Source organism: Devosia sp. Root413D1, from assembly GCF_001425235.1.
Lineage (GTDB): Bacteria > Pseudomonadota > Alphaproteobacteria > Rhizobiales > Devosiaceae > Devosia_A.
The window spans coordinates 720,414-744,173 of record NZ_LMEA01000001.1; the positions used below are offsets into that span (position 1 = coordinate 720,414).

Here is a 23,760-nt window from a genome sequence, read left to right on the forward strand (position 1 = left end):
AGCCGGCTGCGACGTCAAGCGTCGCCACCGCCGACCGGGCGAACCCGAAAGCATTTGCCCGATTTCAGGAGCCCGCGCCTGCCAGCATCGCCTCGATCTCGGCTCGAACAGGCATCGACGGTGCGGTGCCGGGTTTCTGCACCGAGAGGCCGGCGGTGGCGCAGCCGAAGCGGATGGCATCGACCGGCGATTGGCCCTCGGCCAGCGCCACGGCGAAGCCGCCATTGAAGGCGTCGCCGGCACCGGTGGTCTCGACCACCTTCTCCACCTTGAAGGCCGGCACCATGTGCGTGCCGGCTTCGCCATGGAGCAGTGCGCCCTTCTCGCCCAGGGTGATCAGCGCATTCTTCGCGCCGCGGCGGACGAACTCCCTGGCAGCGGCCAGCGCATCGGCTTCGGTCTCGACCCGCAATCCGGTCAGCGTTGCCGCCTCGGTTTCGTTCGGCGTGACATAGTCGCAGAGCGCGTAGATCGCGTCGTCGACCGGCAGCGCCGGGGCTGGGTTGAGGATGGTGATCACCCCGTGCTGGCGGGCCAGCGCCAGCCCGGCGATCGCCGTTTCGACCGGCTGCTCGAACTGGGTGATCAGCACCTTGCTGCCGCGGATCACGCTCTCGGCCGCCGCCACGTCGGCCGGCGACAGCTTTGCCGCCGCGCCGCTCTCGACGATGATGGCGTTATTGCCGGTCTCGGTGGAAACGAAGATGAACGCCGCGCCAGTGGGCAGGTGGTCATCGATCGCGACGGCCGAGGTGTCGATGCCGTCGGCCGCCCAGGCCTTCTGCGCCATGTCGCCAAAGGTGTCGCGGCCGATCCGGGTGATCATCCGCGCGTCGCCACCGGCCCGCGCCGCGGCGATCGCCTGGTTCGAGCCCTTGCCGCCCGGCCCGTCCTTGAACCCCTGGCCGAGAATGGTCTCGCCCATCAGCGGCAGCCGCGGCGCCCGGAACGCCAGATCCGCCACGAAAATCCCGAGCACTGCAACAGGTGCGCGCATGATTCCTCCCTATCCAGTGCTGTGCCGCACCGTTGCCCAGAACTCGCTGGGATGACACCGAGGATGGGGAGAGCGCAATGCATCTCCTCCCACCTGATACTCATAACGGACCGCCCTAGCTGAGCTTGCCCGCCTTCAATGCCGCGAGGATCCAGTCGCGATAGGTCTGGTCCTTGTTCTCGATCTCGGGGGAAACCTTGCTGGCTTCGGTCATGAAGTAAAGGTAGTCCCGCCCCATCGCCTCGCCGCGGCCGGTATGCATGTCGACGGCGAAATCCGGAATCTCCGGCAGGCGTTCGCCGAAGGCCATGGCGTGCTTGGCCCAGTTGACCATGTCGTCGGTGGTGCGGTCCTTCTTGCCCGATGACAAGACGCGGATGGCGTGCGCCGCGAACAGAAACCGGTCATGCGTCGGCCGGTCGAAGCGCTGGTGGGTGCGATAGAGCGTATCGACCAGCACCGGCGCATCGAGGTTGCCGAAGCCGACATCCTCGACGGATATCACCGCCAGCCGATCCCACAGCTTCTGCTCGAGTTCGGGGCTGGTGAGGTACATCTCCCAGCCGAGCAGCACGGCATTCTCGGTGAGGCCGCGGCGGATGGATTTCTGCAGCGCCGAAATCACCTCGTCGGCGGGAAAGCCGTTTTCGGTGGTGGTGCGCTGCCACGGGTCGGGCGCCTGCTTGACCTTGATGCCGTCCTCGCTCATTTGCCGCTCACCCAGTTGGCTATGTTGTTCCACAAGGGCGCATAGCCGGCCCAGTCGACGAAGGGCGGCGGGGCCCAGTGCGGCCCGCAATCGGAGGTGAACACCGCCGAGCGGCCTTTGCCGAACTCGGCCACCGCGATCAGCGGATCGCCGCCGACCCGCACCAGCACTTCGGCATCGGGCTTGGCCGCCACTTCGTTATAGCCGAGCAGCGCCGGCCACTCGCCCGCAATCCCCTTGGTGATCGGATGGCCGGGGTCGCCGACATGGGCGACGACGCCCTGCGGGTTCTCCCGGCGGTCGTCATGACGGGAAAGCGTCACCGGCAGCACCTCTTCGATCGCCGTGCCGGCATATTGCCCCTTGGCGTCGATGCCCTGGAAGGTGAGATAGCCGCCGATCATCACGAGGCCGCCGCCATTGAGCACATAGTCCTTGATGGCGGTCAGCCGATTGGGCAGCGGTACCGAGCGCACGAACGTATCGGGGTGGAGCAGCAGCGTGTTGGCGCCGATGTCCGACAGCATCACCACGTCATAGGCGGCGAGCGCCTCGGCGGTCTGCGGGAAATCGCGGGCGGCGAGGTGGTTGGGGAGGAACGTCACCTCCCAACCGCCGCTCTCCAGGGCGGCTTTGAGCCACCTCACCCCTTCGTTGTATTCAGTGGTGGTGAAGCTGTCGAAACCCTTGGTGTGGATCGAATGGGTGACCCAGGATTCCCCGGCAATCAGTACGCGCTTGCTCACGCTGTAAAGTCCTTCTGAGTGGGTGCGCCGACCGACTGGCGCACGATGAGTTCGACTGGCAGCCGCGTCAGCAGCGGCGGCGCCTCGCCGTTGAGCAACGCCAGCAACGTCAAAAAGCCCTGGCGGCCGAGTTGCTCGACCGGCTGGCGGATGGCGGTCAGCGGCGGCGTCAGCAGCGCGCCGAACGGCATGTCGTCGAAGCCGATCAGCGAGATGTCGTCGGGGACGCTCACCCCGGCCTCCTTGAGCCCCATCACGGCGCCGATGGCGAGATAATCGGATGAAGCGAAAATGGCGGTCGGCGGCAGCGGCAGCTCGAGGAATTTTCGCGTCGCGGCGCGCGCCAGTTCCGGTGCGAAGCTGCCCATCGCGACATATTCCGGCCGCACCGCGATGCCGGCCTCGTTCATCGCCAGCAGAAACCCCTCGCGCCGCTCGGTCACCGTCAACAGGCCATGCGGGCCGCCGAGATAGGCGATGCGCCGGTGGCCGGCTTCGATCAGGTGGCGGGTCGCCGTATGCGCCCCCTCGGTGTTCTCGACGAACAGCCGCGGCACGCTGACGCCCGGGATGTCCTCGTCGACGATGACGACGTTCTTCCGCTTGCCGATCAGGTTGGCGAGCGTCCCATCATCGGGGGTGTTGGTCATCATCACCAGGCCATCGATATGGCGGTCGTGCAGCCGCTCCAGCGAGGCGATCTCGCGGTCGCGGTCCGAGCGGGTCGAGCTCATGAACACGGTGTAGCCGTGCCGGTCCGCCTCGTCCTCGAAGGCCGAGGCGAGCTCGGCGAAGAACGGCTCACGGATTTCCGGCGTCACCAGGCCGACCGCCTCGGTCTTGCCGGTGGAGAGGCGTTTGGCGAGGAGGTTCGGCCGGTAGTCGAGCTTGGCGATCGCCGCATCGATCCGCCCCGCCGTCGAGGGCGGCAACTCGATACGATTGTTCAAGTACCGGGACACCGTTGTCGGCGACACCCCGGCATCCTGCGCCACATCATGGATTGTTGCCATTGCACCCCCACTCGCACAGGTAAGCTAGATCGATGCAAACGCTTTAGTAAAGCGGTTTCGTAACCGGATTCCCTGCGTTTGTTGTCCTCTGCCATCTCCGCTTTCGCCGAAGGACGATGTGATCGCCTCCCTCCCCCCGCGGCGCTACGCGTCCGCTAGGAGGGGAGGGATTGAGGGAGGGGGTGGTGCGGTGATCACCGATGGACCCCCACCCCCACCCCCACCCCTCCCCTCAAGGGGGAGGGGAGCTCGCGGCCGGTGGACGCCGGACTACCAAACCACCGGATGCACCTCGCCGGTCGAGACGTTGACGAAGCCGTCCGGCGCCAGCGGCGAGGGCGCCACCAGCACCCAGGTCCAGGGCGCGCAGGTGAGCGTCGCGAACATCAGCCGTTCCGGAAAGCCCGGGTTCCAGCGCGGCCGGAAGGTCGGCTCGTACATCCAGTCGACCGCTTCTGCGGCGCGGTAGAGAGCCTGCATGTCGGCGTCGAGCTCTGCTGCCGGGCGCTTACTCATCAGCCCGCCGATCTCGAACCGCACCGTTGCCGTGACCTTGCCCTTGTGCACCAGCGCCCAGCCGCCCTGTGTCTCCCGCAGCGTGTTGACCGCCAGCGCCATGGCGGCGTCCGATGAACCACAGGTCCAGATATTGTGTTTGTCGTGCGCCACCGAGCAGGCGACGGCGGTGTCCGGATCGCGGGGGCCGCAGCCGCGCCAGAACATCTTCGCCACTTTCCCCTCACCGGAGAAGCGATCGACGATGGCGAACTTGGTGAGGTTCTCGCTTTCGAGCCGCTGCACCTCGCCGTCCACGACCGGCAGCTCCATGGTGTAGAACTCCGGATGCCAGTGGAACGGTCGGATCACCGCCGACTGCATGGTCTTCCGCCCCGGCGCCGCCTTGATGGCAAAGTCCCCGGCGGTGATCTCGCGCTGGATATTGATGGTTCGCGTTGCCCATTCCGGCCAGGCGATATCCGGCACCTTGCCGATGAACTTCGTGCCTTCCGAAATCTGCGCCCCATCGGCCCAGACCTTGGCGATCTTCAGCGACGAGACATCGTCGAGCAGCACCATGTCGGCGAACCGCCCAGGCGAGATCGAGCCGACCCAGGGCGTGAGTCGCATGTGCCGCGCCGGGTTGATCGTCGCGCACTGGATGGCGATCTCGGCCGGCAGGCCCGCGGCGATGGCGGTGCGGATATTGTGGTCGGTGGCGCCGGTCTCGAGCGTCAGCGTGGCGCTGCGGTCGTCGGTGGCGAAGGCGACCTGGCTCCAGTCGACCAGTCCCTTCTGCAGCAGCCCGGTGACGATCTCGGTCATCGAGTGGATGCGGATCTCGATGAACAGGCCGTGCCTGAGCTTGTCCCAGGCCTCGTCGGCCGTCATCATCTCATGGTCGGAGGCGAGGCCGGCCGCGGCGAAGGCGTTGATTTCGCCGAGCGTGCGGAGGCCCGCGCCGTGGCCTTCGACCACGCCACGCGCCGCGAAAGTCGCCTCGATCATCCCCCATAGCCGTTGGTGCGAGGGGTTTTCCGGGTTCCACACCGCCGGCCAGTCCATCACCTCGTCGAGCCCGGTGACCATCGGGCTGGCGGCCATAAACTTTGCCTGCTCGTCATGGCCGAAATACCCACCGCCCCACTCGTACGCTGTGGGCGGCACGGCCGAGCCGGGCTGCGGGAAAACCTTCAGCGGCGAGCCCGCTTGCCGCGCCGTCAGCCAGAATTCGAGGTTGTGCGGGCCATCGACATTGGAGAATTCGTGGCTCGCCTCGCAGGTCCAGGTATTGCCGCGCGGCATCACCAAGGCCGCTTCCCATTCCGGCGTCAGGTGCGAGCTCTCGATATGCTTGTGCACCTCGCCGAAGCCGGGCACTGCGGCGAGCTTCGGCTCGTGGAAACGCTCCTTGACCTGCCCCTGGTACTCGCCCGTCGGCCCGACCCAGGCGATGCGCTTGCCGCGCATGACGATCTCCTGGTCGTGCATCCAGGTGCGCGAATGGACGTCGAGGAGCTTGCCGACCCGCACCGAGCGGTCGGCCGGGCGCTTGCCCAACGCCACCAGCAGCAGGTCCTGCCGGATTTTGACTTCGTCGGCGGCGGTGATGAGGAGGTCGTCGGGGAGGGAGGTCATAGAGATATCCTATTGATAGAGACGGCCCCCTCCCATCCTCCCCCATGAAGGGGGAGGTGCCCCGCCAGCGTGTTTGGCACGATCGAGCCGCAGCCTCGACTCTTCACCTCCCCCTTCATGGCGGACTTCGAGCCGTCCCGTAGGGCAAATCGCTCCAGTGGAGCGATTTGAGGCGAGAAGGCCATGAGAGCCATGCTCGAATGGCGAGGGAGGGGGCCGTCTGCTTCAGTTGGGCTCAAATTCCGTACTTCTTCTTCCAGATCCCGATCAATCGCAGCGACTCCGCCGCGATCCCCGCGATCAGCTCTTCACCCTTCTGCGCCGTAGCCGGTCGCGGGTCGCCGAAGACGCCCGATCTGTTGAAGGCCGAGAGTTTCATCGGCTCGGCGCCGAACAGCTCCGGGAACTCTGGATATTCCGGTGCGGCGCGCTCCATGCGCACGGTCTCGGGCGCCAGCGCCAGCATCATCGAGGTCTCCACCTCGTCGGCGTGGTAAAAGCCCGGCCCGGCCGGCTCGCTCTCCATCAGCTCGGCGGCCAGCGCTTCGAGCCTGGGATAGTCGAGATGCAGCACCGGAAAACCCGCTTCGCTCAACGCCCGCGCCGCGAGATTGATCGGTTCGCGGTTGCCGAAATGCCCGTTGACGGTGATCAGCCCTTTCACCCCCATGCGCTGCAGTCCGCGGCCGATATCGGTGATCGTGGCGCGCAGCGTTTCGGGCGACAGCGACAGCGTTCCGGCCCAGTCTTCCGCCGTCCAGGCATCGCCATAGGCGATGGCCGGTAGCAGCAGCCCGCCAAAACCCTCGGCGATGCGCTGGGCGACGCCGCTCGCCAGCACCGTGTCGGTGAGGAGCGGCAGGTGCGCGCCATGCTGCTCCACTGCGCCCACCGGCAGCACGGCGATCAGCCCCCGGGCAATGGCGGCGGAGACGTCTTCCCAACTGGCGCTTTGAGTATCGAGCATCAAGCCCACCCTACGATTGACAACGGCGCACGAGGAGCAAGCTTGCCGAAGAGCTCCGTCACACCAAGCGCATAGTCGACATTGCCACCGAGGCGTGTCCCCAGCGCCGCCTCGGCGATGTCGGATGCCTCGTAGCCGTGGGCGATAAGGTTGATGATCGCCGCCTGCAAGGGGCCCATGGTCGGATTGAACGCAACGCTCTCCACCGAGAAGCCCGAGATAATTTGCCCGTCATTGAGCGCCAGCACCACGGCGCCCGGGCATTTGCTGTAGGGCGCATGGGCGCGGCGGCCGGCATCGAGCAGCCGGTCGGCGATGGTCGTGGGCCAGTCATTGGCGGCGAGGTTGAGCGTCGCGTCGTAGGCGCCGGCGATCGCTCCGCGCTCGCCCAGATAGTCCGGGTCGAACGGCCACGGATAGAGCTGCGCCATGCTCAGCCGATGCCCGAGCGGGTCGATCAGTGTCAGCTCGCGGCTGCCGGCAAACTCCGAAATGTACTGCCGGCAGTGGGCGCAGGGATGCGCTTCCCCGATGGCGATGGTTTCGACCGTGGTGCCGCGCGAGGCTGCGCGGGTGAACACGAACCCCTCGCCGTGGATGGTGAAGCCCAGATGCGTGCCGGGGAATTCGACATTACCGCCCAGGATCAGGTTGCCGGTCTCGCGTTCCAGCCCCACTGCACCGACGAAGAAGTTTGAAATCGGCGGCCTTGCGATCCCCCGTGCCGGGGCCAGCGCCAGAAGCATCAACTCCTCGACGCTGCCGAGCCCGAAGCTTTGGCGCAGTATCGTCACTTCGGCGGCGAGCACGATGCTGCCCAGATTATCTTCCGGTCGGCGGGCTTTTGCTGCCACCAGCCTCGTGATTTCTGCGCTGAGCCTGTCGCCGATTTCAGCACTCTGGCGGTCAAAGCGGGCGGCCATATCGGGGTCCGCCTGGAACGGATTGAGGCTCACTTCAGGTGCCTGTGTCCTGCCGCGATTGCATTTGACAAGCGGCTTTTGAGTGTCGTTAGATCGTCATGTAAACCGGTTTACCGGACGGGGGTCAAATGGGTTCAACGCTTATCCACGGGGCGACGGTTCTTTCCGTGGACGCTGAAAATCGGGTGTTCGAGGGTGGCTTCGTCGCCATCCGCGACGGTCGGATCAGCGGTGTAGGACCTCGCGACGGCACTCCCAACCCGTCCGGCTTCGACGAGGTGTTCGACCTGACCGGACACCTCGTCATGCCGGGCCTGGTGAATGCCCATACCCACTCGGTAATGGTGCTGTTCCGCGGCCGCTCGGAAGGCCAGAGCCTGCTCACCATGGCGGGCTGGTACAACTCGATCCGCGAGCCTGAACTATCGCTCGTCGCCTCCGATGTCGGGCCTGCGGTGACGCTGAGCTGCGCCGAGATGGCGCTTTCGGGCACCACCACTTTCTGCGACCAGTATTTCTTCGCCGAGGAGATCGCCGACGCGGTGAAAGACGCAGGGCTGCGCGCCGTCATCGCCTACGGCATCGTGCAGCTGGGCGACGAGCGGCGCGGCGCGGAGGAGCTGGCGAAAGCCACCGCCTTCCTCGAGCAGCAGCGCTCGGCCGATGGCCGCATCATCCCATGGTTCGGCCCGCACGCCCCTTATGTCGATAACACCGAGGCCCTCTTGGTCGAGGAAGTGGCGGTCGCCAACAAATACGGCGTCGGCCTCCACCTCCATATGGCCTGCGGTCCGGAGGACAACGAGGAGACTGAGCGTCGCTACGGCACCACGGCGGCGGTCGCGCTCGAGCAGCTCGGCTTCTTCAAAGGCCGCATCCATGCGGCGCACTGCATCGACCTCAGCGATGAGGATATCGCGGTGTTCGCCCGCGCCCCGCACGCCTCGGTGTCCTACAACGCCTCGGCCGGGCTGCGGTCGGGCCGCGCAGGCATCTGCCCGGCGGTGGATCTGAGGGCCGCCGGGGTCACCGTGGCGCTCGGCACTGACAATGTCGCGGCCAACAATTCCTACGACATGGTCTCCGAGATGCGCGTCGCGGGCCTGGTTGCCAGCCATCGCGAAGGCGTGGCGCAGCCGCTGTCGAGCCGCGACCTCGTGCGCATGGCGACCATCGAAGGGGCGAAGGCGCTCGGTCTCGAGCACGAGATCGGCAGCCTCGAAGTCGGCAAGGCCGCCGACATTGCAGCGTTCGACCTCAGCGGCGCTGGTTATTCCGAGACGCCGGATCCCGAAACCCTGCTGGTCTATTCGGGCAGCGGGCGCGATCTGCGCCACCTTTGGGTGGGTGGAGAGCAATTGGTGCAGAACCGCAGCTTGACGCGCCGGCCCTTTGCCGACATCCGACAGGCTTACTCGGCGACTTACGCCGAGTTCTGGAACCGCGTCCAGCAAGCCAAGACGGACGCCAAGAACAAGAAAGCAGTAGCTTGACCAAACGTACTTTCATTTTTGACAGCGACGGCGGCGTTGACGACGCCCAGGCGCTCATTCTGCTGGTTGCCAACGGCAAGGTGCCAGACCTGATCACCACGGTGTTCGGCAATGTCGGCCGTGACCAGGCAACCACCAATCTCCTCGCCACCTGCGCCCAGCTCGGTGTTTCGATTCCGGTACATCGTGGCGCCGATCGCCCGCTGACCCAGCCGGTCATCGATGCCAAATACGTGCATGGCGACGATGGCCTCGGCGGCGCGCCGCGTCCCCTGAGCCAGGAAACCCATGCCTCCGACGATGGGATCGGCGTCCTGATCCGCACCTTCAACGCGGCCAAAGCCAAGGGCGAGAAGGCCGACATCCTGATGATCGGCCCCCTGACCAATCTGGCGCTGGCGCTTCGCCTCGACCCCTCGATCGTCGACGGTATCGGCACGCTCACCATCATGGGTGGCAATGTCTATGGCCGCGGCAACACCACGCCGGCCGCCGAGTTCAACATCTATGCCGACCCCGAGGGCGCCCATGTGGTGCTGACAGCCGGCATCGAGACGGTGGTGATCCCCTGGGAGCCGTGCCTCACCCACTTCATGGTGGGCGAGAAGATCGACGCGTTGTTTGCCGGGATCCCGGCCTCGCCGCTCAAGACTTTCAACGAGGCGCTGCAGAAGCATGCCCGCGAGAACGGTATCCGCCGTGGCCTGCCCGATCGCTTCCTCTATGTCGACCCGCTGGCGGCCGCCGTGGTGCTCGATCCCTCGATGGTCACCAAGTCGATCGAGGCATCGTCGAGCGTGGCGCTCGCCCCGGGGATCACCCGCGGCATGACGCTGGTCGATCCGTCCGGGCGCCTCGGCACCCCCAAGATTACGTTCGTCGAGGAGGTCGACGTCGCAAAGGTCGACGCGCTCTACGCCGTATCCGCCGCCTATTCCCCCAAGCATTAGAACAAACGCAAACAGGAGTGCGCATGTCTCTGATCTCGACTTTGGCCAAGGCCGCAGCAGGTACTCTGCTCGCCGCCTCGATGATGATGTCGACGGCGATCCCCGCCGCCGCCCAGGAATACACCAAGGACAACCCGCTCAAAGTCGCGCTGGTGCTGCACGGCACGCTCGGTGACAAGAGCTTCTTCGATGACGCCGCCGAGGGCATGAAGACGGCCGAGGCCGAGCTGCCGGTGACCGTTAAGATCATCGAGCTGGGCTATGACCGTTCCAAGTGGCAGGCCGGCCTCGCCGATGCCGCTGACTCGGGCTACGACGTGATCATCGCCGGCACCTTCGACATGACCGGCTACATCGCCGAGCTGTCGCCGGAATATCCGGACGTGAAGTTCATCGATTTCGACGATTCGCCCGATTACAGCGCCTGCGAGTGCAAGAACGTGCTCGGCGTGCAGTACACCACGGCCGCCGCGGGTTATCTCGCCGGCTACGCCGCCGCCAAGATCTCGAAGTCGGCAACGCTGGGCACCATAATCGGCATGGAATTCCCGACCGTCACCGACTTCAAGACTGGTTTCGACCAGGGCGCCAAGGCGGCCAATCCCTCGATCAACATCCTCAACGCCGTGGCCGGTTCGTTCAACGACCCTGCCAAGGGCAAGGAAATCGCGCTCGCCCAGATCAACCAGGGCGCTGACGTGGTGTTCCCGATCGCCGGCGGCACCGGTATCGGCTCGCTCCAGGCGGTCAAGGATTCGGGCAAGCTCGCCGTCGGCGTCGACAGCGACCAGGCCACCATCTTTGCCACCTCCGACCCGGCCCAGGCCGATGTGATCTTCACCTCGGTGCTGAAGAAAGTCGGCCACTCGCTGTACCTGGCGCTCGGCCAGACCATCGATGGCTCCGCCCCCTATGGCTCGCGCCAGCTGCTCGGCATCAAGGACGGCGCCGTCGGCATCGCCAAGAACGCCTGGTACGAGAAGCTCGTGCCGGCTGACGTGCGCGCCGAAGTCGACGCCATCGAAGCCAAGATCATCGCTGGCGAGATCGAAGTCGCCACCGATATGAAGTAATCTGACGGGCCCCGCGGCAAAACGCGGGGCCCACTTTGTTTTGACGGTGCGCAGAGCGGGGCAGCATGGCGCTTCTGGAAGCAATCGGGATCGGCAAGACCTATCCCGGCGGGGTTGTGGCCAATGACGGGGTGAACCTGGTCATCGAGCCGGGCGAGGTTCACGCCGTGGTCGGCGAGAACGGCGCGGGCAAATCCACCCTGATGAAGATCCTGTTCGGCATCGAACAGCCCAATGCCGGTACGCTCCTGCTCGACAGCAAGCAGGTGCATTTTTCGAAGCCGCGCGAAGCCATCGATGCCGGCATCGGCATGGTGTTCCAGCACTTTTCGCTGGTTCCGAGTTTTTCCGTCTACGAGAACGTGGTGCTCGGTTCCGAGCCCCGGACCGGCATCCGGCTCGATCGCAACAAGGCGATCGCCGAGGTGCAGGCGCTCAGCGACAAGTTCCGCCTGAAGGTCGATCCGCTGCCGCCGGTGGGCTCGCTCCCCGTCGGCCAGCAGCAGCGTGTCGAGATCCTCAAGGCGCTCTACCGCAATGCCCGCATCCTGATCCTCGACGAGCCCACGGCCGTGCTGGCGCCGCAGGAAGTGCAGGAGCTGTTCGTCGCCATCCGCTCGCTGGTGGCGCAGGGCAAGACGGTGATCTTCATCGCCCACAAACTGCCCGAAGTGCTGGAGATCTCGAACTCCATCACCGTGATGCGGCAGGGCAAGACGGTCGGACAGGTTAAGACCAAAGAGGTCACCGAGAAAAGCCTCGCCGCCATGATGGTGGGGCGCGAAGTGAGCCTCCGGGTCGAGCGCAAGCCGACCGAGCAGACCGAGCGGGTCGCGTCGGTCAGTGGCCTCCGCATCGTCAATGCGCGCGGCACTGAAGTGGTCGCTGGGCTCGACCTCAACGTCTATGCCGGCGAGATCGTCGGGCTGGTGGGCGTCGAAGGGAACGGGCAGGCCGAGACGCTCGAGGCCATCGCCGGGCTGCGGCATGTGGCGGCCGGCGACATCGTCGTCGCCAACCAGAACGCCGGCCCGCTGACCGTACTGCAACGGCGCGGCCTCGGCCTCGCTTCGATTCCCGAGGATCGCATCGCCGAGGGGCTCTCCACCGGCTCGACCGTGGCCGAGAACCTCGTCGCCACCCGGCTCAACGATTCCCGTTATGTCCGTGGTGGCCTGCTCGACCTCAAGGCGATCAAGGCCAACGCGCTGCGGCTGATCGAGCAGTTCTCGATCCGCGTCGGCGGGCCCGGCTCGGCCGTGGGCACGCTCTCGGGCGGCAACATGCAGAAGGTGGTGGTGGCGCGCGAACTGAGCGAGCAGCCGAAACTGCTCCTCGTCAACCAGCCCACCCGCGGCGTTGACCTCGGCGCCACGCAGTTCATCTGGCGCACCATCACCGATGCCCGCGACAAGGGCGCCGCGGTGCTGTTGAGCTCGGCCGACCTCAGCGAATTGCTGGCGCTCAGCGACCGGCTGCTGGTGCTCTATCGCGGCAAGATCGTTGCCGCCTTCCTCAATACTCCGGACCTCACCCCCGAAACGCTCGGCACTTACATGCTCGGGCTTTCGACCCAGACGGCAGACGAAATGCAGGCGGCCCTCAAATGAGCAACATTCCCGCCATCGACCGCAACTCCCGTTTCAAGACCATCCGCCGCGAAGTCGGCCGCGCCGTCGGCGCCCTGGCGATTGCGCTGCTCGTCACCTTCATCGTCGTGCTGCTTACCTCCAAGGCGCCGCTTGACGCTATCACCCAGCTGCTCACCGCCCCGGCCTCGAAGCCGCGCACTATCGGGCTGTGGCTCGACGATGTCGCCAAGCTCACTATCACCGGGCTGGCTTTCTCGCTGGTGTTCCAGGCCCGGCAGTTCGCCATGGGGGTGCAGGGGCAGGTCTATATCGGCGCCCTGGCCGCCAGCTACGTGGCGCTGTCGCCGCTCGGCGCCAGCTGGGCCGGCATTCCCCTGGGCATCACCGCCGCCATGCTGGCCGGCGCCATCTACGGGTTCCTGCCCGGCATCGCCAAGGCCAAGCTCGGCGCCAACGAGATCGTCTCCTCGCTGATGCTGAACTACATCGCCATCGAGGTGTGCAATTTCCTCGTCCGCACCAGCCTGCCCAAGCCGCAGGCGGGGGTGCTGACCACCAACGATTTCCCTGACAGCGCCGTGTTCCCGCAACTGATCAAGCTCGAGGGGCTCAACGTCACCCGGCTTGATCTCGGCCTCGTCTTCGCGCTGGTCGCGGTGCTGGTGGTGTGGTTCGCGCTCTATCGCACCAGCTGGGGCCTGAAGCTCCGGCTGGTCGGCCATAACGCACGCTTCGCAGAATACTCGGGCATCAAGGCGACCTTCATCATGGTCTCGGCGATGACCGCGTCCGGCGCGCTGGGCGGCCTGCTCGGCTCGATGTTCGTGCAGGGTCAGGGCTATGGCAAGCTGACGGTGCTGTTCGAAGGCGGCCTCGCCTTCGAGGGCATCCTCGTCGCCATCGTCGCCCGCAGCCGGCCGTTGGCGGTGCCGGTTGTCGCGCTGTTCTACGGTTATCTCAGGCAAGGCGCGCAATTGATGAACATCCGCACCGACGTGCCGGCGGAGGTGATTGGCGTCGTCACCGCGATCATCATCCTCTTGGTCTCGTCGTCCTTCTCGCTCAACTTCATCACCAGGCTGTTCAAGCGCAGCCCGTCGCCATCAGTTGCGCCTGCTGCCGTCGGGGGTGCCGCCAAATGATGGAACTGCTCATCACTGTCTTTTCGGCCACCTTCTTCGTCACCATCATCCGCACCACGACGCCTTTGCTGCTGGCGACGCTGGGCGGCCTCATCGCCGATCTCGGCGGGGCGCTGAACGTGGCGCTCGAGGGCATGATGCTGATCGGCTGCCTCACCGCGGTGATCGTCTCGGTCTATGCCCCGTGGTACGTCGCGGTCGCCGCCGGGCTCGGCGCCGGGGCGCTGCTCGGGCTGATCATGGCGTTCTTCGCCTTCCGCCTGAAGGCCGACATCATCCTTGTCGGCTTCGCCATCAACATCCTCGCGGCCGGCGGCACGGTGTTCGCACTGGCCATCGCTACCGGTGGCGACAAGGGCACCTCGATCAATCTCCAGAGCAAGGCCGTTCCGGCGGTCGACCTCAGCTTCCTCAGCGCCATCCCCGGCATCGGCCCGGTGCTCAAGTCGTTCCTCTCCGGCCACTCGGTGCTGAGCTGGCTCGCGGCCTTCCTGGTCTTTGCGGTCTGGTACTTCCTCTACCGCACGCCCTGGGGCCTGTGGCTGCGCGGCGTCGGTGAGTATCCGGCGGCGCCGGAAGCGGCCGGCATCCCGGTCAACAAGATCCGCACCTGGAGCCTCATCGTCTCGGGCGCGCTGGCCGGCCTCGGCGGTGCGCAACTCGCCATGTTCAACTATGTCGGCTTCACCCGCGACATGACCGCCGGCCGCGGCTTCATCGCGCTCGGCGCGGTGCTGCTCGGCGCCCGCCACCCGGTCGGAGCGCTGCTCGCCGCGCTGCTGTTCGGCGCCTTCGAGGCGCTGGCGGTGGTGATGCCGGGCCTCTTCAACGACATCCCGGCCGAGCTCATCCGCATGATCCCGTTCGTCGTGACCATCGCCGCACTGGTGCTGTTCTCGATCCGGGCCCAGCGCGCGCTGGCTTTGCGTGGGGTGAAGTAGGCGGCGCGCCGAAGCGCGATGCCCTCAAGCGAAAACTTGGGCTTAGCGCAGCTAAGTCCTTAGTTTTCGCCAGAGAGGGGGGCGTGCGGAGCCACCGTGCCCTCTCACACCCCCTCGATCCGCACCGCAAACTCCCCGCGCACCAGCAGTGGCCCCACGCTCCCCTCCAACCGGCCAAGCCGGACCAGGTCGCGGGTACTTTCGTATCTACCGTGGAAGAACGCCAGGTTGCCCCACGGCACGTAGTAGCAAAGGTCTCCTGGGGCGGCGTCCGGGACCGGGCCGCGCACCAGCGCGGTGAGTTTCTCCGGCAGGTAGGAGATCTTCTCGTTGCCGCCGAAATCCGACATCGTCAGGTCGAGCGGCAGCATGGCGGCGAATTCGCGGGCCGAGGCGTTGTCCTCGAGGCTCGCGGTGAAACGCTGGTCGTCGAATGCAATATGAATTCTCATCGCCCCACCTTCCTGCCCCTGGCTGACGCCCGGCAACGCCGCACCGAGCATCAGTCCGCGAAGCACTTCGCGCCGCCGCATCATGCCACCTCGCCGGCGAGTTGTGGATTGGACGCGGCCCGCGCCGCCAGCGCCGTCGCGGCGGCCAACAGCAGCGCCGCGAGGACGAAGGGCGCCCACCATCCCTCGGTGTCGAACAGCAGGCCGCCACCGAAGGCTCCGAGCGTAATGGCCACCTGGACCAGCGCCACCTGCAAGCCGCCGCCGGCCTCGAGCTCGTGCGGCATGACCCGGGTCATCCAGGTCCCCCAGGCGACGGGGATCGGGGTGGTCAGGACGCCCCAGAGAACGAGCAACGCCGCGGTGAGCCCCGCGATATGCCCCAGCGGGATCAACAGCACGGCTAACACGGCAAGGAGACCCGGCACTGCGACGAGCACCAGCTTCAGGTGCGTGCGCATCAGGTAGCCGGCAAGCGCCGTGCCGAGGAGGCCGCCGAGGCCGAGGCCGAGCATCACCAGCGACAGCGCGTTGACGTCGAGGCCGGTCACCAGTTCGAGGAAAGGCCGCAAGTACGTGGAGAGCGCGAACTGGCCCATGAAGGCCAGCGCCGTGGCGGCCATGCCGACCGCGACGACTGGGGTGCGGAGCAGGCCGAGCATGCGCCGTGGCGAAACTTGCCGGTCGGGGGCGAGGCGCGGCAGCACCAGCCACTGCCAGATAAGGCCCAAAAGCCCGATCGGCACGACAATGGCGAAGGCGCCGCGCCAGCCCACCAGCCCACCGAGAAAGCTGCCGAGTGGGGCGGCGATGACCGCGGCGAAGGCGGTGCCGCCCTGCAGCATGGCGAGCGCCTTGGGCAGGTCAGCGGGCATCGACAGCCGGGCGAGGATGGCCGTCGAGAGCGACCAGAAGCCGCCGATGGCCACCCCGACCAAAGCGCGCCCGAGCATGAACACCAGGTAATCGGGCGCGAAGGTCACTGCCAGCCCGGAGGCGATCAGCACCACGGTGTAGCCGAGCACTACCGTGCGGCGATCGAGCCGCGACAACAGGCTGTTACCGAACAGGCTGGTCAGCACCGCAAAGAAGCCGGAGACGGCGATGGCCTGGCCAGCCTGCCCTTCGGTGATCAGGAGGTCCGCAGCGATCGGGGTGAGCAGGCTCACCGGCATGAATTCCGAGGCGATGAGCACGAAGGTGAGCAGCGACATGCAAACCACTGCCCCCCAGGACGTGCGGGAGCGGGGCAGGGTAAGGTCGTCCGTTGGCGCTGGCATGGATGAGCTCTTGATCGGGGCGAGCACCGTGGCCGCGGCCAGCCAGTCGAACTGGGCGCCGACCCCGCCGGTCAAGGCGCGTTCCCAGAACGCTTCGTGGGTCATCGGTTGGTGATCGGGTTTCGGCATGCAGGGAACATAGTCCCCGCTGACTTCGCCGATTATCCGCTGTAATTGTCTTGGACTTATCGGCTCTTGATATCAATCGAGCGGAGATGATCCGATGCAACGGCGCGACCTGACCGACATGCTGTGGTTCCTGGCGGTGGCCGAGGAGCGGAGTTTCACCCGGGCGGCAGCCCGGCTCGGCACCTCGCAGCCGACGCTGAGTCAGGCGATCAAGCAGCTCGAGGCGCGGCTGGGCCTTCGCCTCCTGACTCGCACCACCCGCTCCGTCGCCCCCACCGAAGCCGGCGAGCGGCTGCTTGAAGCGCTGGCGCCACGCATCGAGGGGCTGGAAACCGATATCGACGCCTTGATGGCGATCCGCGACAAGCCGTCCGGGACGATACGGATCACCCTCTCCGACCACGCGCTGGAAAGTGTGGTGTGGCCTAAGCTCAGGCAGCTGATGCGTGACTATCCGGATATCCGGCTCGAGCTCAACAGCGATAACGGCTTTCGCAATATCGTCGAGGAACGGTTCGATGCGGGTGTGCGGCTGGGCGAAAGTCTCGACAAGGATATGATCGCGGTGCGCATTGGGCCGGATTGGCGGCTCGTCGCCGTCGGCTCGCCGGATTATTTCGCGCGGCGGCCGCCGCCGCAGCATCCGCAGGAGCTGGTCAACCACATCTGCATCAACCAGCGGCAGATCCGCTCGGGCGGGCTCTATGCCTGGGAATTCGCGCGAGACGGCCGCGAGCTGCGGGTCCGGGTGGACGGACAGCTCATCTTCAACACGTCTTACGCGCAGATCGATGCGGCGATCGGCGGCTACGGTATCGCTTACCTGCCGGAAAACCTGGTCGAGGCGCACATCGCCTCGGGCCGGCTGGTCCAGGTGCTCGACGACTGGTCGCCAATGTTCGCCGGCTACTACCTTTATTACCCCAGCCGCCGCCAGAACTCGCCGGCATTTTCGGTGGTGGTGGAGGCGCTGCGCGTGCGGGGTGAAGGAAGTGCCGCCCCCATCTCCGCTGCAGGGGGATGAGCATCGAGCGTGGGGCCTTAATAGTTCAATTCAGTGAACCTTGCGGCCCGCCCATCATAGAGCAGCAGCCGGCCGACCAGCGGCTCGCCCACGCCGGTGATCAGCTTGATCGCTTCCATCGCCATCAGCGTGCCGATGACGCCGGTGACGGCGCCGATGACGCCGACCACTTCGCAGGACGGCAGGTCGGCTTCATCAGGCGTATCGGGGTAGAGGTCGCGGAACTGCTTGCCATCCGGCATGAACACCGTGACCTGGCCGTCGAACATCGAGACGGCCCCCGAGACCAGCGGGAGCTTCGCCGCCTCGGCGGCTTCGGCGACGGTCTGGCGGGTGCCGAAATTGTCGGTGCCGTCGATCACCATGTCGTAGCCGGCGAGCAGCCGCGCCGCGTTCTCCGAGTTGATGCGCTCGATATGCGGGATGTATTCGACATGCGCATTGAGCCCGGCAACGAATGTCCCGGCGCTCTCGGCCTTGGGCGTGCCGATGCCGATGCTCTGATGGATCATCTGGCGCTGCAGGTTGGAGAGCGACACCGTGTCATGGTCGACCACCCCGAGCGTCCCCACCCCCGCCGCCGCCAGGTAGGCGATCAGCGGGCTCCCCAGCCCACCGGCGCCGATCACCAGCACGCGGGCCGCTTTCAGCTTCTGCTGGCCATCGCCGCCGACCCCGCGCAGCACGATGTGGCGCGCATAGCGCTTGATTTCCTCGGGGCTGAGCGCAGCCGCGGCAGCGTCCGTCATGGACGGTTCACGATCGGCACGGCAATGAAGCGCCGGTCGGGACCCTCGAAGCCACGCGAGAACACCGAGACGATGGCGACCGGCGTCAGGTTTCGCCACGCCCAGTTGACCGGCGCGACCACGGCGCTCAGCTGGTAGTCGACAGTGCAGTTGCGCGACGCGGGGACGGATTCGTCACGATACATCTGCGTCGCCATGCGGTCGGAGGGCTCGAACGTCAGGGCAAAGCCCACCGGCGGCTCGAAGCCGAAATCCTCGACGCAGCGAACCGTGGAGGTCGAGGGGAAGGTCGTGAGGCTGAGCGTCGCGGTATCGTCCGGTTCCGAGAGCCCGAAGCCGGGCGTCCCGAACCTGATGACCTTGCGATCCTCGACCGGCTCCGCGTCGGCATGCATCGCGGCGAACACCGCCGGCTCGGTGATCTCGAGCTTGGCGAGTGCTGCCGCGGCGGCAGCTGCCGATTTGGCGCGCACCCCGGCAAGACCGGGCTGCTCTTCCTCGAGCCGCACTCGGAACGGCGAGCCGCCGGCCCATTTGTCCTCGGCGACGTCGAGGATGAAGATGTTGGAATAGGGAAAGCCCGAGCCGTCCTGGACGCCGAATTCCTCGTAGGCGAGGTAGCGGCCATCGGCGGAAAACCCGAGTGCGGCAAAATCGGCGGCGTCGCCGGCAAACGCCGGGGCGGCCATCAGAACCAGAAAGCTAGCGACCAGTCGAACCGAAACCGCCTGCACCACGCTCAGTCGCATCGAGGCTCTCCCTGAGTTCGAAATCTATGCGCGAAACCGGCGCCACCACCATCTGGGCGATGCGGTCGCCACGCTGGATGGTGAATGGGGCGTCGCCGTGATTGATCAGGATGACTTTGATCTCGCCGCGATAGTCGGCATCGATCGTGCCGGGCGTATTGAGCACGGTAACGCCGTGCTTGGCGGCGAGGCCGGAACGCGGCCGCACCTGCGCCTCGTAGCCGGTGGGAAGCGCGATTGCCATGCCCGTTGGCACCAGCGCCCGTTTGCCTGCCTCGATGATGACGGTCTCGGAAGCGCCGAGCGCGGCGAGGAGATCCACTCCTGCCGCGCCCGCGCTCTGTTGCCGCGGGGGCTCGAGGCCCCGGCCGTGATCGAGCCAGATGAAATCGACTGTGACCCGATCCGTCATGGTCAGCGGGTATCGACGATCGCGAACAGCTCTTCGGGCAGGTTGGCGTTGCCGTCGAGCAGTTCGGTGAAGTTCAGCACCATCTCGGCGGTGTTGTCGCCGACCTTGGTCATGTTGGTCTCGGTGATGCGCTTGCCCTTGATGCGGATGGTGGCGGTGTGACCCTCGAAATAGGTCTTCATCATCGCCTTGGTCTGGGCATCCTGTTCACCACCGGCGCCTTCACTGATCTGGCTGGTCATCTCGTTGGTCTTGAAGGCCACGCGCACCACGCCCGGGCTCACCACGGTGATGCTGGTGTCGGAGTTCGGGCCGTCACTATCGGCGGTCAGCGTGGTGAGGTCGCCTTCCTTGATCGAGGTACAGGTGCCGCTGCCATCCGCATTCTCGGTCAGCACGTCGCCTTCTTCCTTGCAGAACGCATCGGACGAATCGGCCTTCTCGCCGCCGGCCTCGGCCATCTGCTTGATCATTGGATAGAACTCGGAGCCCACCGTCATGACGGTGGTGGTCTTACCGGTAGTCTCGCTCAGCACGTCGATTTCGGCCGTAACGTCCATGCAACCGGCAAGCCCGGCGCTCAGCAGCACGATGCCGGCCAGCCGGGAAATGGTCTTCAGGGTCATGAAATTCTCCTCAACATCGCCCGCCGCATCGCCCCCGTTGTAGGAGCCGGTCCCAAGCGCCGCAAGCTCATGCCGCCTCGGTATTGCCCCAGTGATGAACGCTTGATGAACCGTCGTTCACCGGCCGTCTACCCCCACCGGGCTCTGCCTCTTCCCGGAAGGGGCGTGGTAAATCACAGCCCGAGAAGCCGCCACAAGGCGACCAGGAGGACCGCCGCCGCGAGCCAGAATCCGCTGACCAGCATGAAGCGGTTGAACTTGCGATCGGGCGAATTCTTGTCACGTTCATAGTCGTCGAGCGCGGTCTCGGCCTTGCTGGCGATGGCCGGCAGCCGGCCCAGCGTCGTCACCACGGTGTCGAAGTGATCCTTCAGTTCCTCGAGCCGGCCGAGCGGCCCGGCCGAACGGCGCACCCAGTCGCCGACGATCGGCTCCGAGATGGTCCAGATATCGAGCTCCGGGTCGAGCGCCCGCGCCACGCCTTCGACCAGCACCATGGATTTTTGGAGGAGGATCAGCTCCGGGCGGGTCTGCATCTCGAACAGCTCGGTGGTGGCAAACAGCTGCCCCAGCACCTTCGCCATCGAGATGTCGGAAACGCGCCGGCCATGCTGCGGCTCGCCGATGGCGCGCAGCGCCAGCGCGAACTCGTCGATCGACTGGCTGCGCGGCACATAGCCGATCTCGAAATGCCGCTCGGCGATCAGCCGGTAATTGCGGGTGATGAAACCGTAGAGGATGTCGGCGAGAAAGCGCCGCTCGCGCCGGGTGATGCGGCCCATGATGCCGAAATCGACAGCAACGATGTTCTGCGTTTTGGGGTCGGCGAACAGGTTCCCCGGGTGCAGGTCGGCGTGAAAGAAGCCGTCGCGCACGGTGTGGCGGAGGAAGGATTGCAGGAGGTTCTTCGCCAGCGCCTTGCGATCGACACCCGCCGCATCGAGCGCCGCGTTGTCGCGGATCGGGATGCCGTCGACCCAGGTGGTGGTGAGCACGGTATCGGAGGTAAAATCCCACATCACCTTGGGGATGACGAAGCCGGTATCGTCCTTGATGTTCTCGTAGAACTCCGAGATCGCCGCCGCCTCGAGCCGAAGGTCGAGTTCGATGCGGGCCGAGCGGTCGAGCGTCGCCACCACGTCGACCGGCCGCAGCCGCTTCAGCTTGGGCACCAGCGTCTCGGCGAGTTTTGCGCCGGCATACTGGCTCTCGATATCGGCGCGGAAGCGCTCGCGGATGCCGGGTCTGAGGATCTTCACGGCCACGGTGCGCCGGCCGTCCTCATCGGTGAGGGTGGCCTTGTGCACCTGGGCAATGGAAGCGGCCGCGACCGGCGCCGAGAAATCGGTGAACTCTTCGGCCCGTGCGCCCAGGGCTTCCGCGAGCAGCCCCGGGACGAGCTTGTCGTCGAACGGGTCCATCTTGTCCTGCAGCACCGCGAGATCGGCGGCGACCTCCGCGCCGACGATATCGGGGCGGGTGGCGAGCGTCTGGCCGAGCTTTACATAGGTGGGGCCGAGCCGGTTGAGCGCGCGGGTCAGCCGCTCGACCCGGCCGGAGCGCTTCACCTCGCCGCGTTCGAACAGCCGGCCAAAGCGCACCCCGGCCTGCATCACCGGCGGCAGCGCATCGTTATCGAAGATCGACAGCGCGCCTTCGCGCGCCAACACGAGGCCGGCCCGGGCCAGGCGGAGATAGGCAGCGAGCCCCATGGTGTCAGAGCTTCCAGGCCGCGTGCAGCGCCGCGATATTGCCGGTGAACGGCGTGTGGGTGACGCGCCTGAACCCGGCATCGGCAATCATCTTCGAAAAATGCTCGGGGGTGGGGAACTTGCGGATCGATTCCACCAGGTACTGGTAAGGCTGCGCGTCGCCGGTCACCGCCCGGCCGATCGGCGGGATCACCCGGTCGGAAAACGCCTTGTAGACTTCCGACAGCACCGGGGTGTCGACCTGGCTGAACTCGAGGCAAAGGAACCGCCCGCCGCGCTTCAAGACGCGCTGCGCTTCCTTCAGCGCCAAGGGGATGCGCGGCACGTTCCGGATGCCGAAGGCGATGGTATAGGCGTCGAAGCTCTCGTCTTCGAACGGCAGGTCTTCGGCATTGGCCTCGACGAACTTCACCTGGGCTGGGAAGCGCCATTTGTGCGAACGCTCCTCACCGACCCTGAGCATGTCGGCATTGATGTCGGAAACCGTGACCTCGGCATAGCCGACCGAGGCGTTGACGATGCGCTCGGCGATGTCGCCGGTGCCGCCGGCCATATCGAGCACGCGGTAGGGCACGCTGCCCTGCTTGGGCGGCGCCAGTCGCGCCACCATGGCGTCTTTCCAGACGCGGTGCACGCCGCCGCTCATCAGGTCGTTCATCAGGTCGTAGCGATCGGCGACGCGGTGGAACACCTCGTTGACGAGGCCCTGCTTGTCGTCGAGGGCGACCGTCTGTTCGCCGAAATGCGTGGTCTCGCCCATGCTCTGTCTCCGGATTGCCGGCGTTATAGCGGATGGGGCGGAGGCTTGCCATGCGGGAAACGGGCGCATGGTTGCGCGAGCCCCTGTGAAGATTGCCGGGTCAAAGCGAACACTGACATCAGGTGACGCTTGTTTCGGTTATTCAGGGCGGCCACATACTGCGCTCGAAAGGAATCCCCTGATGCCCGAATTGCCAGAGGTCGAAACCGTCCGCCGTGGGCTCGAGCCCTATGTGACCGGCGCGCATATCGACAAGGTGACGCTCAACCGCAAGGACCTGCGCTTTCCGTTCCCCGAGGGCTTCAAGGGAGCGCTCGAAGGCGCGACCATCGAGAGCACCGGACGGCGCGCCAAATACCTGCTGTTCCGGCTGTCGAACGGCAAAACTTGGCTCAGCCACCTGGGCATGACCGGCGCTTATCGCTTCGAGGATTTCAAGTTCAAGGAACCGTCGCGCTATTACGAGCCCGACGAGGATCGGAAGCACGACCACCTGGTGCTGGAGCTCACTCATCCCGAGCACGGCACGATGAAGCTCATCTACAACGACGCCCGCCGCTTCGGCTTCGTCGACCTCTATGAGCACGAGGCCGATAGCCCCTATCTCGAAGGGCTGGGGCCCGAGCCATTGTCCAATGCCTTCAACGCCGCCGAGATGGCGGAGCGCTTTGCCGGCAAGAAGGCCCCGATGAAGGCGGCGCTGCTCGACCAGCGCGTCGTGGCGGGTCTGGGCAACATCTATGTCAGCGAGGCGCTGCACCGCGCTCACATCCGGCCCGACATCGAGGCGCGGACCTTGGTGCTGAAATCGGGCAAACCGAGCAAGCGCCTCGAAGACCTGGCGGATGGCGTGCGCACCGTGCTGATCGAGGCGATCGATGCCGGCGGCTCGACGCTCAGGGACTTTCGCAATGCCGATGGCAATTCGGGCTATTTCCAGCACCGCTTCGCCGTCTATGATCGCGAGAACGAGCCATGCCCGACGCCGGGTTGTCGCGGGGTGATCAAGCGCATCGTGCAGTCGGGTCGCTCGACCTTCTTCTGCCCGGTATGCCAGCACTAGCCCGGCTGCCGGGGATTCCAGTTGACGTCCCCGGTCGTCGCGACTATACAGCGCCCAACTTGGCGGCCCGAGATGCCGCCGATTTCATTTCATCGCCCCTGGAAAACCGGCCTCGGCTGGGC

At 66.0% G+C, this 23,760-nt stretch carries 23 protein-coding genes; 8 read left to right on the forward strand and 15 right to left on the reverse strand.

What is annotated here, in order from left to right; genetic code table 11:
- Nucleotides 1–64 precede the first annotated feature (64 nt).
- From rbsK to ASC89_RS03485, 7 genes are all read right to left on the reverse strand, one after another.
- On the reverse strand, nt 65–997 hold the full coding sequence (gene rbsK, locus ASC89_RS03455) for a ribokinase (RefSeq protein ID WP_055994579.1): 933 nt from the start codon (nt 995–997) through the stop codon (nt 65–67).
- Nucleotides 998–1,112: 115 nt separating this feature from the next.
- Nucleotides 1,113–1,706: an AAA family ATPase gene (locus tag ASC89_RS03460; protein ID WP_055994582.1), complete on the reverse strand. Its 594-nt coding sequence runs from the start codon at nt 1,704–1,706 to the stop codon at nt 1,113–1,115.
- Nucleotides 1,703–2,452: a glutamine amidotransferase gene (locus ASC89_RS03465; RefSeq protein WP_055994585.1), complete on the reverse strand. Its 750-nt coding sequence runs from the start codon at nt 2,450–2,452 to the stop codon at nt 1,703–1,705. Before ASC89_RS03465 ends, ASC89_RS03460 begins: the two co-directional genes overlap by 4 nt.
- Entirely contained in the window at nt 2,449–3,465 is a 1,017-nt protein-coding gene (locus ASC89_RS03470) for a LacI family DNA-binding transcriptional regulator (protein ID WP_082527818.1), read from the reverse strand. The genes ASC89_RS03465 and ASC89_RS03470 overlap by 4 nt, the downstream gene beginning before the upstream one ends.
- Before the next feature lie 270 nt (nt 3,466–3,735).
- Nucleotides 3,736–5,601 carry an adenine deaminase gene (locus ASC89_RS03475; RefSeq protein WP_055994588.1) on the reverse strand — a complete coding sequence of 622 codons (1,866 nt, stop codon included), beginning with the start codon at nt 5,599–5,601 and terminating at the stop codon, nt 3,736–3,738.
- A 235-nt stretch (nt 5,602–5,836) separates the two neighbouring features.
- On the reverse strand, nt 5,837–6,568 hold the full coding sequence (locus ASC89_RS03480; RefSeq protein WP_055873747.1) for a creatininase family protein: 732 nt from the start codon (nt 6,566–6,568) through the stop codon (nt 5,837–5,839).
- Nucleotides 6,568–7,524 carry a cytidine deaminase gene (locus ASC89_RS03485; protein WP_055873744.1) on the reverse strand — a complete coding sequence of 319 codons (957 nt, stop codon included), beginning with the start codon at nt 7,522–7,524 and terminating at the stop codon, nt 6,568–6,570. Before ASC89_RS03485 ends, ASC89_RS03480 begins: the two co-directional genes overlap by 1 nt.
- 134 nt (nt 7,525–7,658) lie before the next feature.
- On the opposite strand from ASC89_RS03485, the gene ASC89_RS03490 reads away from it, so the two are divergent.
- The 6 genes from ASC89_RS03490 (at nt 7,659) to ASC89_RS03515 (ending at nt 14,682) form a co-directional block, all read left to right on the forward strand.
- Nucleotides 7,659–8,984: an amidohydrolase family protein gene (locus ASC89_RS03490; protein WP_197421004.1), complete on the forward strand. Its 1,326-nt coding sequence runs from the start codon at nt 7,659–7,661 to the stop codon at nt 8,982–8,984.
- Nucleotides 8,981–9,934: a nucleoside hydrolase gene (locus ASC89_RS03495; protein WP_156384482.1), complete on the forward strand. Its 954-nt coding sequence runs from the start codon at nt 8,981–8,983 to the stop codon at nt 9,932–9,934. Before ASC89_RS03490 ends, ASC89_RS03495 begins: the two co-directional genes overlap by 4 nt.
- Nucleotides 9,935–9,957: 23 nt before the next feature.
- On the forward strand, nt 9,958–11,007 hold the full coding sequence (locus ASC89_RS03500; protein ID WP_055873738.1) for a BMP family protein: 1,050 nt from the start codon (nt 9,958–9,960) through the stop codon (nt 11,005–11,007).
- Nucleotides 11,008–11,072: 65 nt separating this feature from the next.
- Entirely contained in the window at nt 11,073–12,617 is a 1,545-nt protein-coding gene (locus ASC89_RS03505; protein ID WP_055873735.1) for an ABC transporter ATP-binding protein, read from the forward strand.
- The gene (locus ASC89_RS03510; protein WP_055994591.1) at nt 12,614–13,741 is read left to right on the forward strand and encodes an ABC transporter permease; all 1,128 of its coding nucleotides are present in this window, start codon (nt 12,614–12,616) and stop codon (nt 13,739–13,741) included. Before ASC89_RS03505 ends, ASC89_RS03510 begins: the two co-directional genes overlap by 4 nt.
- Nucleotides 13,738–14,682, forward strand: coding sequence for an ABC transporter permease (locus ASC89_RS03515; RefSeq protein ID WP_055873729.1), 945 nt, complete (start codon nt 13,738–13,740; stop codon nt 14,680–14,682). The genes ASC89_RS03510 and ASC89_RS03515 overlap by 4 nt, the downstream gene beginning before the upstream one ends.
- Nucleotides 14,683–14,786: 104 nt before the next feature.
- On the opposite strand, the gene ASC89_RS03520 is transcribed toward ASC89_RS03515, so the two are convergent.
- The gene (locus ASC89_RS03520; RefSeq protein WP_200940404.1) at nt 14,787–15,218 is read right to left on the reverse strand and encodes a cyclophilin-like fold protein; all 432 of its coding nucleotides are present in this window, start codon (nt 15,216–15,218) and stop codon (nt 14,787–14,789) included.
- On the reverse strand, nt 15,215–16,414 hold the full coding sequence (locus tag ASC89_RS03525; RefSeq protein WP_055994957.1) for an MFS transporter: 1,200 nt from the start codon (nt 16,412–16,414) through the stop codon (nt 15,215–15,217). Before ASC89_RS03525 ends, ASC89_RS03520 begins: the two co-directional genes overlap by 4 nt.
- A gap of 223 nt (nt 16,415–16,637) precedes the next feature.
- Here ASC89_RS03525 and ASC89_RS03530 point away from each other — a divergent pair, with 223 nt between their 5' ends.
- The gene (locus tag ASC89_RS03530) at nt 16,638–17,567 is read left to right on the forward strand and encodes a LysR family transcriptional regulator (protein ID WP_055994594.1); all 930 of its coding nucleotides are present in this window, start codon (nt 16,638–16,640) and stop codon (nt 17,565–17,567) included.
- A 17-nt stretch (nt 17,568–17,584) separates the two neighbouring features.
- Here ASC89_RS03530 and ASC89_RS03535 read toward each other — a convergent pair whose 3' ends face one another.
- The 6 genes from ASC89_RS03535 to ubiE all read right to left on the reverse strand — a co-directional run bounded on the left by ASC89_RS03535 (nt 17,585) and on the right by ubiE (nt 22,575).
- Nucleotides 17,585–18,316: a molybdopterin-synthase adenylyltransferase MoeB gene (locus ASC89_RS03535; RefSeq protein WP_055994597.1), complete on the reverse strand. Its 732-nt coding sequence runs from the start codon at nt 18,314–18,316 to the stop codon at nt 17,585–17,587.
- A complete protein-coding gene (locus ASC89_RS03540; RefSeq protein ID WP_055994599.1) occupies nt 18,313–19,065 on the reverse strand; it encodes a DUF2259 domain-containing protein in 753 nt (250 codons plus the stop codon). Before ASC89_RS03540 ends, ASC89_RS03535 begins: the two co-directional genes overlap by 4 nt.
- The gene (gene dut / locus ASC89_RS03545) at nt 19,019–19,477 is read right to left on the reverse strand and encodes a dUTP diphosphatase (RefSeq protein ID WP_055994602.1); all 459 of its coding nucleotides are present in this window, start codon (nt 19,475–19,477) and stop codon (nt 19,019–19,021) included. Before dut ends, ASC89_RS03540 begins: the two co-directional genes overlap by 47 nt.
- A 2-nt stretch (nt 19,478–19,479) precedes the next feature.
- Nucleotides 19,480–20,103, reverse strand: a complete 624-nt coding sequence (locus ASC89_RS03550; protein WP_055873714.1) for a hypothetical protein — start codon at nt 20,101–20,103, stop codon at nt 19,480–19,482.
- Nucleotides 20,104–20,276: 173 nt separating this feature from the next.
- Complete coding sequence (gene ubiB / locus ASC89_RS03555) at nt 20,277–21,815, reverse strand: 2-polyprenylphenol 6-hydroxylase (protein ID WP_055994605.1); 1,539 nt, start codon at nt 21,813–21,815, stop codon at nt 20,277–20,279.
- Nucleotides 21,816–21,819: 4 nt separating this feature from the next.
- Nucleotides 21,820–22,575 (reverse strand): bifunctional demethylmenaquinone methyltransferase/2-methoxy-6-polyprenyl-1,4-benzoquinol methylase UbiE, encoded by a 756-nt coding sequence (gene ubiE / locus ASC89_RS03560; RefSeq protein WP_055994608.1) that lies wholly within the window; start codon nt 22,573–22,575, stop codon nt 21,820–21,822.
- Nucleotides 22,576–22,756: 181 nt separating this feature from the next.
- Between ubiE and mutM the strand changes: the two genes are divergently transcribed.
- Nucleotides 22,757–23,638, forward strand: coding sequence for a bifunctional DNA-formamidopyrimidine glycosylase/DNA-(apurinic or apyrimidinic site) lyase (gene mutM / locus ASC89_RS03565; RefSeq protein ID WP_055873705.1), 882 nt, complete (start codon nt 22,757–22,759; stop codon nt 23,636–23,638).
- The last annotated feature ends 122 nt before the right edge of the window (nt 23,639–23,760 follow it).